Consider the following 12,562-nt stretch of genomic DNA (forward strand, 5'->3'; position numbering starts at 1 on the left):
TCAGGCCGCGACGAGCTGCGGGCCGGTCGCGAGGCGCACGACGTGCGGGGCACGGCCCCAGCGCATCGCGTCGACCTCGCCCGCGGAGGCGACCGAGCCGATCACGGTCACGCCCGTGGCCGCGAGGGCTTCGAGGCGTTCCCAGACGATCTGGCGGCGGGCCGAGTCGTGGACCTGGTCGAGGTCGTCGACGACGAGCAGCTCGGGGTCCTGGGCCATGGCGATCGCGATGCGCAGGAGCATGGCGTCGACCTCGTCGAGGTCCCAGACCATGGCGTCGAGCGCGGGCAGCTCGCGGCGCCCGAACACGGGGCGGGCCACGCGCTCGTAGACCTCCTGGGTGACCTTGGGGGTCCGGCGGTACCAGGGCGCGAGCCAGGTGAGGCGTTCGCGCACCGAGTCCCCGACGGTGACCGCGTCGTCGAGCTCGTCGATCCCGTGGAAGCCGGCGATCGCGGCGCGGCGCTGGACCGCGGTGCGACGCGCGCGACGGCCCGTGAGGTTCTCGCCGAGCACGACGAGCCAGCCGTCGGGGGTGTGGTCGGGGGCCATGCGGCCCGCGAGGGTCAGGAGCAGGCTCGACCGGCCGGCCCCCTGCGGGCCTTGGAGGACGACGACCTCGCCTGCCGGGATCTCGAGGTCGACGGGGCCGTAGACGAGGCCGCGCGGGCCGTGGAGCTGGAGGTCGTAGGCGCTGACCGCGTGCGGGGGCGTGCCGTCGCCGAGGGGCGGGGTGTCGGGCTCGGCGATCTCGCCGCCGAGCGGGCCGCGCAGGGTCAGGTCGGCGGCGATGTCCGCGGCGGCGAGCTCGCCCTGCGGGAGGTGGGCGGTGCCGTCGGGCCTGCTGACGTTCGCCGCGGTGCCGTGGTCGGGCGCGGTGGTCGGGGCCTGCACGAGGTACGTGGCCTCGTCGCTGCCGTGCCGTGCGACGGGCTGGTTCATGGGGGTTCCTCCGAGAGTTCCAGGTCCGATCACTCTTTTAGACTGACCGGTCAGTTCGAAGTTACGCGCCGGGAACCCCCGTTGTCCACACGACGTCAGATACCCGGCCCCGTGATCCCCGTCACGCGCGGCCGCCGAGACGGGTCCACCGGACCGAGACGGGCCCTCGCGCCCCGGTCCGGACCACCCACCTCGGGCCGCGCGGCCCGTCTCGCAACCGCCCCCCGGGCGACATACGCTCGTGCCCCGGACCACCCGGCTCATCGGAAGGCACACAGTGAACGACGGCACCGCCGCCCACCCCGCACCCACCGGGGCACCGCTCCCCCACGTCGTCGTCGTGGGCGGCGGGTTCGCAGGCCTCGCGACCGTCAAGGCGCTCGCAGGCGCACCCGTGCGCGTCACGCTGATCGACCGCCGCGTCTACAACACGTTCCAGCCGCTGCTCTACCAGGTGGCCACGGGCGGCCTGAACCCGGGCGACGTCACGTACTTCCTGCGCGCGCTGCGCCTGGGGCAGCGCAACGTGCGCGTGGTCCACGAGCACCTCGTGGGCCTCGACCCGCACACCAAGACGCTGCGCCTGCTCAACGACGAGGAGATCCGCTACGACTACCTCGTGCTGGCCAACGGCGTCACGACGAACTTCTTCGGCACGCCCGGCGCCAAGGAGCACGCGTTCGCGATGTACTCGCGCTCGCAGGCGCTGAAGATCCGCGACACCCTGTTCGTCCGCCTCGAGAAGTCCGCGGCCTCCCCGGGGACCGACGACGGCCTGCGCGTCGTCGTCGTCGGGGGCGGGTCGACCGGCGTCGAGGTCGCGGGCGCCCTCGCCGAGCTCCGCACGCAGGGCCTGGCGCCCGCGTACCCGGAGATCCACGGCGACGCGTTCAGCGTCAAGATCGTCCAGCGCGGCACCGAGCTCATCAAGCCCTTCCCCGCGAAGCTCCGCACGTACGCGGCGCGCGAGCTCCAGCGCCGCGGGGTGGACCTGCACCTGGGCGCGGGCGTCGCCAAGGTCCTGCCCGACGGCGTCGAGCTCACCGACGGCGACTTCATCCGCTCGGACCTCACGATCTGGGCCGCGGGCGTCGCCCCGCACGAGGAGGTCTCACGCTGGAACCTGCCCCTGGGCGAGGGCGGGCGCATCCGCGTGGGCGACGACCTGCAGGTCGAGGGGTTCCCGGACCACTTCGCGGCGGGAGACGTCGCGGTCTCGCCCGCAGGCCTGCCGCAGCTCGCCCAGCCCGCGATCCAGTCGGGCAAGGTCGTGGGGCGCAACATCCGCGCGCTCGTCCAAGGACGCCCGACGACGTCGCTCAGGTACCTCGACAAGGGCACCATGGCCGTCATCGGACGCCGAGCGGCCGTCGCGGACATCGCCGGGAAGCTCCGGCTGACCCGCGGGACCGCGTGGTTGGCGTGGCTGTTCGTGCACATCATGAGCCTCATCGGGCCGCGCAACCGCCTCACGACGCTCGCAGGGCTCGTGACCCGCTACGGCTTCCCGTTCCACCGCCGCCCGGTGCCGATCGTGGGCGACGTCCCGACGGTCCGGCCCCCCAAGGGCTGGGTGCCCGCGGACGGCCCCGCGCCGCTGCCCGAGGTCACGCCGAACGACTGACCGCGCGGTCACCCCGGCCGCCCGGCGCGGGGCCCGGGGCGCCGGACCCCGCGCGTCGGTAGGGTCACGGGACGGCCCGCACATCTCGGCAAGGAGCACGTCATCACGCACGCACCCGACCCCGAGCCCCAGGCCTCGGCCCCCGAGGCCCAGGCCACCCCGGCCCAGGCCTCGGACCGGGCCCCGGGCCCGCCCCCGAAGCCCACCCGGTCCCCCACGAGCCACGCCCTGCGCGTGCTCGTGTGGTTCGTGCTCATCGGCGGCCTCACGTACGTCGTCATCCCGGAGATCAGCGAGATCCCGCGCATGGGAGAGGCCCTGCGCGACGCCCAGCCGGCGTGGGCGCTCCTGGCCGTGCTCTTCGCCGCGACGGGGTTCTTCGCCGCCGCGGCGTCGCTCGCCGCGTGCTCCCCGAGGCACCTGCCGTTCCTGCGGACCACCCGCGTCCAGCTCGCGAACGCGTTCGCGGGCACCGCGACCCCGGCGAGCGTCGGGTCGCTCGCGCTCAACGTCCGCTACCTGTCGAAGTCCGGGATGAGCACGGCGCTCGCGACGGGCACGGTCGCGCTCCAGAGCATCGTGCAGGTCCTGGTCCACCTCGTGCTCCTGACGGTGCTCGCGCTCGTCGCGGGGCGCAGCATCGACCACCACGTGCCGGGTTGGGCGAGGTGGGCGCTGCTCGCCGCGGCGGTCGCGGTCGTCGTCACGGGGGTCGTGGTGCTCGCGGTGCCGCGGTTCCGGCACGCGGTCCGCACGTACGCGCGTGACGACGTGCTGCCCGCCTTCCGCCAGCTCGGCGGGCTCGCGAAGGACCCGCGTCGGCTCTCCTTCGCGGTCCTGGGCGCGATGGGCACCACGGTCTCCTCGGCCGCGACCCTGTGGGCCTGCCTCCTGGCGCTCGGCGGCGGCAGCGACCCGGTCGCCGCGGCCTTCTCGACCATGGTCGGGCAGACGCTCGCGTCGGCGGCCCCGACCCCGGGCGGCGTGGGCGTGGTCGAGGCCGCGCTCACGGGCGGGCTCGTGAGCTTCGGGATCGCGTCCGCGATCGCCCTGCCCGCGGTCCTGCTCTACCGGCTGATCTCGTGCTGGGTCCCGGTCCTGCTGGGCTGGATCACGCTGCGCCGGCTGCAGCGCGAGGACGTGGTCTGACCCCTGCCCGACGGCGCTGCCCCCCCCGGGAGGCGTGCTCCGCCGTCGGGTACGCACCGCACGGTCTCCGGTCAGCGCCGACGGATGCTCTGCGCGAACACGTCCAGCACGGCCAGGATGCCGTCGTGCTGCCAGATGCGGTTGCGTTGCTTGCCGGTGCGCTCCTGGAGCACACCGGCATCGGAGAGCTGGTTCAACGCGCGCTGCGCCGTGACGGTGTTCATCTGCAACCTGCTGGTCAGGAACGCTGCGTTGACCACGGGGTGCGCAACCAGATGAGGGACGACCCTCCAGGCCGCGGCCTGAGGGCGCAGGTTCCCCAGCTGTTCCTTCGCCTGAGCGATCTGCGCCGCCAGGTCGTCGACGAGCTGCGTACCGGACCGCGCGGCGTAGCGACCTGCACGAGCGAGCTGCTCGACGATCGGCCGAGCGTCCCCTTCGCGAAAGGCCGTCAGCGACTCGAAGTACGCCTCGGTGTCGACCAGGAGCCCCGCCGAGACGGGGGCGGTCGTGTGCCGGACCGTCCCCTTGGACCGGAGCAGGGCCTGGACGAGGGCGCGCCCCGTGCGCCCGTTCCCGTCGACGAACGGGTGGATCGTCTCGAACTGCGCATGAGCGACGGCGGCCTGGACAAGGACGGGGAGATCGTCCCGGCGCATGAACTCCACCAGGTCACTCATCGCGGGCGCGACCAGCTCGGGCTGAGGGGCCACGTGCGAGGCTCCTCGCGGGCTGATGCTGCTCGCCCCCACCCAGACCAGCCCGTCACGGTATCGACCTGCGTGCTGTTCCCAGCCGCGCTGTCCGGAGAGGAGCTCGTGCTGCATGGTGAGGATCGCGGTCTCGTCCAGCCGGTCGGCCAGCGCGAGCGCTGCCTCCATCGCGCGCACGTTGGCGACGACGGTCTGCGCGTTCGCACTGGTCGACTGGTCGATCTCTGCCAGGGCGAGCTGCCTGGCACCCACCGTGAGGTTCTCGATCTGGGAGGACGACGCCGACTCCGTGCGCAGCAGCACCGACGCCATAGGGCCCAGTGCGGGGCTGTCCACGCCGAGCGCGGCACGTGCGTAGGCGTCGAAGCGCGTGAGCTCGGACGTGGCGACCTCGACGTCGGCAGCGAGGTCGCTCGGGACGTCGGGAGCCAGGCCGACGATCTTGGCGGGAACCGTCGAGGCATACGGGCCGGATCCGGCAGATACCTGTGCGCGCGTGGACAGCCCGTCGTCCTCTGCCACCCAGACGTGCTCCTCGTGGCCGACCGGCGCGATCGCGAGGGGCAGCGGATCTGTCATCACCGCTCCATAGTACTTACAGTTTTGCCGAAACTGTAAGTAATAAGAAGGGGTGAGCACAGTTCCCGACGGCGGCGCTCTCCGGGAGGCGCGCTCGGCCGTCGGGCGTGGGCCGTCCTGACCGGGTGCTACTCGCGGACCGGTGCGCCCGTCGGGACCACCGGGGTCGCCTCGGCCGGCACGTCCTCCTTGCGGCCCAGGGCGCTCGGCCACCACATGTGCCGCCCCACGTCGAGGTTGAGGGCCGTGACGAGCACCGACCGGACGACGAGCGTGTCGAGCAGGACGCCGAACGCGACCGCGAACCCGATCTCCGCGAACGCGACCACAGGCAGCGTGCCCAGCACCGCGAACGTCCCCGCGAGCACCAGCCCGGCCGACGTGATGACCGCCCCCGTCGCCGCCAGCCCGATCAGCGCGCCGCGCCGCGTCCCGACGCGCAGCGACTCCTCGCGCACCCGGCTCATGAGGAAGATGTTGTAGTCGATCCCCAGCGCGACGAGGAACACGAACACGAACAGGGGCAGCGACGTGTCGGCGCCCTCGAAGCCGAAGACGTACTTGAAGACGAGCGCGCTCACGCCGAGGGCCGCGGTGAAGGACAGCACGACCGTCGCGACCAGGATGAGCGGCGCCGTGATCGCGCGCAGGAGCAGCGCGAGGATGACCAGCACGGTCAGCAGGATGATCGGGATGATGAGCATGTTGTCCGCGGCCGAGGCGCGCTGGACGTCGAGCGTGATCGCGCTCGCCCCGCCCACCTGGGCGTCGGCGTCCGGGACCGCGTGGACCGCGTCCCGGACCCGGTCGACCGTGTCGTACGCCGCCTGCGAGTCCGGCTCGGACGTGAGCGTGCCCTCCATGTACGCGTATCCGCCCGCGGACACGGGCTCGGTCACGCTCGAGGCGTCGATCCCCTCGGTGCCCGCGAACGCGTCGTGCACCGCGGCGACCGCGGTGGGCGACGAGTCGTCCGCGACGACCACCACGGGCGAGCCCGACCCCGCCGGGAAGTGCTCGGCGAGGACCTGCTCGCCCACGATCGACGGCTGCTCGCCCCGGAACGACTCGGCGCTCGAGAGCCCGTTCGCGTCGAGCTGCGTGATGCCCAGGCCCAGCACGGCCAGGACGATCGACGTCACGACCCACACACGCCGGGGCCGCTTCGCGATCCGGCCGCCCAGCCGCGCCCACACACCGTGCTCGGTGGGCTCGTCGTCACCCACGTGCGGCACGCGCGGCCAGAACACCCACCGGCCCGTCGCGACGAGCAGCGCAGGCAGCAGCGTCAGCATCACCAGCAGCGCGACCACGATCCCGACCGCCGCGACGGGCCCCAGCCCGGCCGTCGAGCTCATCTGCGCGAACAGCAGGCACAGCATGCCGATCGCGACCGTCGCACCGCTCGCGACGATCGCCGGGCCCGCGCGGTGCAGCGCGAGCGACATGGCCTCGTGCCGGTCCTCGTGGCGACGGAGCTCTTCCCGGTAGCGCGCCACGAGCAGCAGGGCGTAGTCCGTCCCCGCACCGAAGACCAGGACCGTGAGGATGCCCGCGCTCTGCGCGTTCACGGTCAGGCCCGTGCGGTCGGCGAGCACGTAGACCACGGCCTGCGACACGGTCAGCGCGACGCCCGCCGAGACCACGGGCAGGAGCCACAGCGTGGGGCTGCGGTAGGTCAGCAGCAGGATCACGATCACGACGCCCGCCGCTGCGTAGAGAAGCGTCGAGTCGATGCCCTCGAACGCCTTCGAGGAGTCGGCGGCCGCGCCCGCCGGGCCCGTCACGTAGACGTCCATGCCGTTCGCGCCGTCCTCCGCGGTCGCGCGCAGGTCCGCGACGGCGTCGGCCGCGAGGTTCCAGCCCTCGCTGCCCAGGTCGAGGGGCACGATCACCTGGGCGGCCTGCCCGTCCTCGGACGGGATCGGCCCGACGACGTCCCCGTCCAGGGTGTCGAGCTCACCGAAGGTCGCGACGTCCTGGGAGACCTTGGCCAGGTCCTCGGGAGTCAGACCGGACTCGCGCACGTAGACCAGGACCGCCGGGATCGTGTTGGGCGAGGTGAAGCTGCTCGCGACGTCGAGCACCTGGGTCGACTCGGCGTCGGCCGGGAGCCACGACGTGGCGTCGTTGTCCTGCGCGCCCGTGAGCTTTCCGGCCAGCGGCGCGGTCAGGACCAGGACGACCGCCCAGAAGGCGATGACGACCCACTTGGCGTAGCGGTGCGTGATCCAGCCGGCGATGCGAGACATGGGTTCTCCCCGAGACTCCCGGTGCTCCCTGGCGCGAGATTCCAGCGCACACCCGCGAGGGGGTGGGTGTCAACGGGTCAGGACCCGACGCCGGCCCGCTCGGTCCGCTTCCGCAGCCGCGACCGCACCGCGTAGATCCCGACGATGACGCCCACGAGCACGAGCGTCGACACGAGCTGGACGCGTGCGGCGTCGTCGAACAGCATGAGCACGATCAGCCCGGCGAGCCCCGCGAGCGTCGCCCAGGTGAGCCCGGGGTAGGCCCACATGCGCAGCGTCATCCTGTCCGCGCCACCTGCGGCGGCCTCGAGGCGGGGGCGCAGCCGGAGCTGCGAGACCGCGATGAACACCCAGATGACGAGCAGCGCCGAACCCACGGCGTTGAGCAGGATGCCCAGGACCTCGCCCGGCAGCAGCCAGTTGAGCCCCACGGACACGAGGCCGAAGAACACCGACAGCAGCACGGCGACCCACGGCACACCGGTCGGCGACACCTTGGTCAGCGCCGGGTGCCCGTCGCCGCGGCCCGCGAGCGAGAACGCCATGCGGGACGTCCCGTAGACGTTGGCGTTGAACGCCGACAGGAGCGCGACGACCACGACGGCCTCCATCAGCCGCGCCGCGCTCGGCAGCCCCGCGAGGTCGAGCACCGCGACGAACGGGCCGCTCAGCAGCTCGGGGGCGTCCCACGGCAGGACGAGCGCCATGATCGCGACCGCACCCACGTAGAAGAAGAGGATGCGCCACACGATCGAGCGGGTGGCGGTCACGATGGCCTTCTGCGGCTCGCGGGCCTCAGCCGCGGCGATCGTCACGATCTCGATCCCCCCGAACGCGAAGACCACGACGAGCAGCCCCGCCGCGATGCCGGGCAGCCCGTGGGGCGCGAAGCCCGCGAGCGAGGCCGGGTCGCCGAAGATGTTGGTCGTCCCCACGGGGTCGGTGCCGGGCAGCCAGCCCAGCACGAGCAGCACCCCGATCACGAGGAACGCCACGATCGCGGCGACCTTGATGAACGCGAACCAGAACTCGAACTCGCCGAAGTGCTTGACGCCCCACAGGTTCACGACCGCGAACGCCGCCACGAACACGAGCGCGACGACCCATTGCGGCACGCCCGGGACCCACCCGGACACGATCTGCGAGGCACCCGTGATCTCGGCGCCGAGCACCATGATGAGCGTGAACCAGTAGAGCCAGCCCATGGTGAACCCGGCCCAGCGTCCCAGCGCGGTCTCGGCGTACACCGAGAAGGAACCGCTCGACGGCACGGCCGACGCCATCTCGGCGAGCATCCGCATGACGAGGATGACGAGCAGGCCGGCGACCGCGTACGAGACCAGGACGGCGGGTCCCGCGGTCGCGATCCCCACGCCGCTGCCGAGGAACAGGCCGGCCCCGATCGCGGAGCCCAGTCCCATCATGGTCAGGTGCCGGGTGCGCAGGCCGCGGGAGAGCTGCTCGCCCTCGGGGGCGAGGGGCGCGGTGGGGTGCGCGGCGTCGTCGGGCAGGGAGGGGGAAGCGCTGTCAGGCGTGCCCGACGGCGTAGGTGCGTTGCTCATGGGGGTGCGGTCAGTCCGTGGTCGAGGGGGGTCGCCGAGACGGCGGCCGTTCCACGGTACCCGCACCCCGACGGCGGGGAGTGCGGGCGCTGCGCTCTGCGCGAACCGACCACACCTTGTTGCCCCGAGCGACATACGTTCGAGAGGTTCACCCGTCGACCCCACCCTGGAGGTAGCACGATGAAGACTCTCTACACCGCGGAAGCCCTGGCCACCGGAGAGGGCCGCAACGGCCACGTCCGGTCCACCGACGGGCGGGTCGACCTCGACGTCGCCGTACCCAAGGAGATGGGCGGCACCGGCGACGGGTCCAACCCCGAGCAGCTCTTCGCCGCGGGCTACGCGGCATGCTTCCACTCGGCCCTCCTGGGCGTCGCCCGCCAGCGCAAGGTCTCGGTCGTCGACTCGGCCATCGGCGCGAGCGTCTCGATCGGCCCCCTCGACGGCGGCGGGTACACCCTCGCCGTGCAGCTGGAGGCCAGCCTGCCCGGCGTCGAGCGCGCCGTGGCCCAGGAGCTCGTCGAGGCCGCGCACCAGGTCTGCCCCTACTCGAACGCGACGCGCGGCAACATCGAGGTGACCGTGGCGGTCGTCGAGGAGTAGTCCGGCCTGCCCCCAGCGGGCGGAGCGCGCGTCCTCGGTGCACCGTGGAGGGAGCACCGTCACCGACACCACGAGGAGAACCATGAACGTCGCCCTGATCGGAGCCCACGGCAAGGTGGGTCGCCTGGTCGTCCCCATCCTCAGGGACCACGAGATCGAGGTGAGCGGGATCGTGCGGCACGAGTCGCAGCTCCCGCTCGTCGAGGAGCTCGGCGGCACGCCGTTGCTGCTCGACGTCGAGAACGCCACGACCGAGGAGATCACCGAGGCCCTGCGCGGGCACGACGCCGTGGTGTGGTCCGCCGGCGCCGGTGGCGGGAGCCCGGAGCGGACCTACGCCGTCGACCGGGACGCCGCGATCCGTTCGATGGACGCGGCCGCCGCCGCGGGCGTCTCGCGCTACGTCATGGTGTCGTGGATCGGCTCGGTGCCGGACCACGGTGTGCCGGAGGACAACAGCTTCTTCCCGTACGCCGACGCCAAGCTCGCCGCCGACGACCACCTGCGCGGCACCGACCTGGACTGGACGATCCTGGGCCCGGGCACCCTGACGAACGACGAGCCGACCGGCATGATCACGGTCGACGCGCACGAGGGGAAGACGTCGCGCGGCAACGTCGCCCTCGTCGTCGCGCGGGCCCTGCGCTCGCCGTCGACCGTGGGGCAGTTCGTCCGTTTCGTCGACGGCGAGACGCCGGTCCTGGAGGTCTTCGGCCGCTAGCCCGGTGTCCCCGGGGTGCCGAGAACGGGGTTGAGGTCGTTCTGCCGCCGATACCGACCTCCATCCCGTTCTCGACCGCAGGCAACCTCGTGGTGGGCGAGGGGTCCGGGTCCGGTCGGTGAGACCGGGTCTGGTCGGCGCTGGACGGTCGCGGGGGTAGTACCCGGTGGGGGTACGGTCGAAGGTGCGGCGGCCCGCTCTCGTGGCCGCCGCCGAGCCCGTTCAGAGCCCCGCCCGACCCCGAGGAGCCACCGGTGAGCAAGGCCAACCCCACCCGCTGGGAGCAGAAGACCGCCGTGAACCCGTCCCACTCGACCTGGTACGTCGAGCGGTTCCGCGCCATGGCCGCCCAGGGCGCCGACCTCGCGGGCGAGGCCCGGCTGGTCGACGCGATGGTTCCCCGCGGCGCCCGCATCCTCGACGCGGGCAGCGGCCCGGGGCGCGTCGGTGCCGAGCTCGCAGCGCGCGGTCACACGGTGGTGGGCGTCGACGTCGACCCCGTGCTCATCGAGGCCGCCGAGGCAGACCACCCCGGTTCGACGTGGCTCGTCGGGGACATCGCCGAGCTCGACCTTCCCGCGGCCGGGATCGCCGAGCCGTTCGACCTGATCGTGTGCGCCGGGAACGTCGTCACGTTCCTCGCGCCGGGCACCGAGGTCGAGGTGCTGCGCCGCTTCCGCGCCCACCTGGCGCCGGGCGGTCGGGCCGTCGTCGGCTTCGGAGCGGGGCGCGGGTACGCGTTCGACGCGTTCTTCGCCGACGCCGCCGAGGCCGGGCTCGAGGTTCAGCTCACGCTCTCGACGTGGGACCTGCGGCCGTTCGCCGAGGACGGCGACTTCCTCGTCGCCGTGCTGGGAGCACCTGAGAACTGACGCGTCGCGGTCTGCTCCCGGGGGATTTCACCCCCTCCCGGGTGCTGACGCGAGGGCTCTGCTCCCCCTAGCCTCCGGGGTGTCGACCGAACGACGGTCGCCCCGGCACCGCCGCGCGCGTGCCCGCTCGACGAGGAGCCCTGCCATGACCGTTCGCTTCAACCCGCCCCCGGGCTGGCCCACCCCGCCCGAGGGATGGACCCCGGACCCCCACTGGACGCCCGACCCTCGCTGGCCGGCGAAGCCCGCCGACTGGCCGCTCTGGGTCGAGGACCCCGCAGCGGGCGAGCCGACCGAGCAGACCATGGCACTGCCGGTCGCGAGCCTCACCGGTGCGGGAGCCGTGGCAGGCCGTCACGACGGTCGCACGCGGCGCATCGTGCTCGTCGCCTTCCTGTGCCTCGCCTTCCTGGTCGTCGGGCTGCTGCTGGGCGCCGTGCCCTCGGGCTCGCGGCTCGCCGCCGCCGAGGCCACCCTGGGCGAGGCGACGGAGGCTCGCGCCGCCCTGGACGAGGACAGCGCGGCGCTCACGACCGCGCAGGACGAGCTGGGCGCCGCTCAGGCCGACGTCACGGCCCGCGAGGAGGCAGCGGTCGCGAAGGAGGCCGAGCTCGCGACCCGCGAGTCGGCCGCCGTGACGGCCGAGGCCGACCTCCAGGCCCGGCTGACGGCGGTCGAAGGACGCGAGGGCGCGGTCACCGCGGCCGAGGCCGACCTCCAGGCGCGGAGCGCGGCGACGGGGCGCTCGGGCACGTCGTCGGGCACGTCGTCGAGCGCGCCGAAGGTGACCACGCCGGACGCGCCCGCCGGGATCGTCGGCGGGAGCGGGGGCGGCGCGGTGTCCTACGCGAACTGCGACGCGGTCCGGGCTGCTGGCAAGGCGCCGATCCGGTCCGGAGACCCCGGGTACAGCAAGAAGCTGGACCGCGACGGCGACGGCGTGGGCTGCGAGTAGCCCCCGCCACGACGGGGCCCGGTCGGCGTGCCTTCCGGGGTCGTCGGTCGTTCGTCCAGGGCGAACGCCGATCCGGAATTGAGCGAAGGCGACTCAAGTTGTACCGGTCAGAGGTTCCGCACCGACCGAAGGAGTCACCATGACGACCACCCTGACCACCGCCCCCGCGTTCGACCGCGCCCTGCGCGACCTGCTCACCGCCCGCCCCGTGGCAGGCGTCCCGGCCCACGCCGACGTCTTCCAGGACGGCGACGACCTGGTCGCCCGCTTCGACCTGCCAGGGATCGACCCCGCCCAGGACGTCACGGTCGAGGTCGAGGGCCGCAAGCTCGTCGTGCGCGGCGAGCGCAAGGACGAGCGGGCCGAGGAGACCGAGGGCCGTCGCGTCCGCGAGGTCCGCTACGGCGCGTTCCACCGCGTCGTGACCCTCCCCCAGGCCGCCGACGCGAGCGCCATCAGCGCCCGCTACGACGCAGGCGTCCTGACCGTCACCGTCGCCGGCGTCTACGCCGGCACGACGCCGCAGCGCATCGAGGTCACGACCTCCGCGTCCTGACGGTCTTCCAGACCTCCCCGCCGCAGGTCACCCC

Annotated in this window: 11 protein-coding genes; 7 read left to right on the forward strand and 4 right to left on the reverse strand. The window is 73.2% G+C overall.

The genetic code is table 11. The features are described from left to right. Positions 1-942, reverse strand: coding sequence for an ATP-binding cassette domain-containing protein (locus H9640_RS06565; RefSeq protein WP_225226807.1), 942 nt, complete (start codon positions 940-942; stop codon positions 1-3). A gap of 277 nt (positions 943-1,219) precedes the next feature. On the opposite strand from H9640_RS06565, the gene H9640_RS06570 reads away from it, so the two are divergent. After that, positions 1,220-2,566 (forward strand): NAD(P)/FAD-dependent oxidoreductase, encoded by a 1,347-nt coding sequence (locus H9640_RS06570; RefSeq protein ID WP_191789907.1) that lies wholly within the window; start codon positions 1,220-1,222, stop codon positions 2,564-2,566. 234 nt (positions 2,567-2,800) lie between these two features. After that, a complete protein-coding gene (locus tag H9640_RS06575; RefSeq protein ID WP_191789908.1) occupies positions 2,801-3,715 on the forward strand; it encodes a lysylphosphatidylglycerol synthase transmembrane domain-containing protein in 915 nt (304 codons plus the stop codon). Positions 3,716-3,786: 71 nt separating this feature from the next. Here H9640_RS06575 and H9640_RS06580 read toward each other — a convergent pair whose 3' ends face one another. The 3 genes from H9640_RS06580 to H9640_RS06590 form a co-directional block, all read right to left on the reverse strand. Continuing rightward, positions 3,787-5,007, reverse strand: coding sequence for a Fic family protein (locus H9640_RS06580; protein ID WP_191790049.1), 1,221 nt, complete (start codon positions 5,005-5,007; stop codon positions 3,787-3,789). 128 nt (positions 5,008-5,135) lie between these two features. Next, entirely contained in the window at positions 5,136-7,259 is a 2,124-nt protein-coding gene (locus H9640_RS06585) for an MMPL family transporter (protein ID WP_191789909.1), read from the reverse strand. A 77-nt stretch (positions 7,260-7,336) separates the two neighbouring features. Then, positions 7,337-8,821 carry an amino acid permease gene (locus H9640_RS06590; RefSeq protein WP_191789910.1) on the reverse strand — a complete coding sequence of 495 codons (1,485 nt, stop codon included), beginning with the start codon at positions 8,819-8,821 and terminating at the stop codon, positions 7,337-7,339. 180 nt (positions 8,822-9,001) lie between these two features. On the opposite strand from H9640_RS06590, the gene H9640_RS06595 reads away from it, so the two are divergent. From H9640_RS06595 to H9640_RS06615, 5 genes are all read left to right on the forward strand, one after another. Next, entirely contained in the window at positions 9,002-9,424 is a 423-nt protein-coding gene (locus H9640_RS06595) for an organic hydroperoxide resistance protein (RefSeq protein WP_191789911.1), read from the forward strand. An 82-nt stretch (positions 9,425-9,506) separates the two neighbouring features. Continuing rightward, a complete protein-coding gene (locus H9640_RS06600; RefSeq protein ID WP_191789912.1) occupies positions 9,507-10,145 on the forward strand; it encodes an SDR family oxidoreductase in 639 nt (212 codons plus the stop codon). 254 nt (positions 10,146-10,399) lie between these two features. Next, on the forward strand, positions 10,400-11,017 hold the full coding sequence (locus H9640_RS06605) for a class I SAM-dependent methyltransferase (protein WP_191789913.1): 618 nt from the start codon (positions 10,400-10,402) through the stop codon (positions 11,015-11,017). 145 nt (positions 11,018-11,162) lie between these two features. Further along, positions 11,163-11,972, forward strand: a complete 810-nt coding sequence (locus H9640_RS19090) for an excalibur calcium-binding domain-containing protein (RefSeq protein ID WP_225226808.1) — start codon at positions 11,163-11,165, stop codon at positions 11,970-11,972. Positions 11,973-12,111: 139 nt separating this feature from the next. Beyond that, positions 12,112-12,528 carry an Hsp20/alpha crystallin family protein gene (locus H9640_RS06615; RefSeq protein WP_191789914.1) on the forward strand — a complete coding sequence of 139 codons (417 nt, stop codon included), beginning with the start codon at positions 12,112-12,114 and terminating at the stop codon, positions 12,526-12,528. Positions 12,529-12,562: the final 34 nt, after the last annotated feature.

This window comes from Oerskovia gallyi, assembly GCF_014836745.1.
Lineage (GTDB): Bacteria > Actinomycetota > Actinomycetes > Actinomycetales > Cellulomonadaceae > Oerskovia > Oerskovia paurometabola.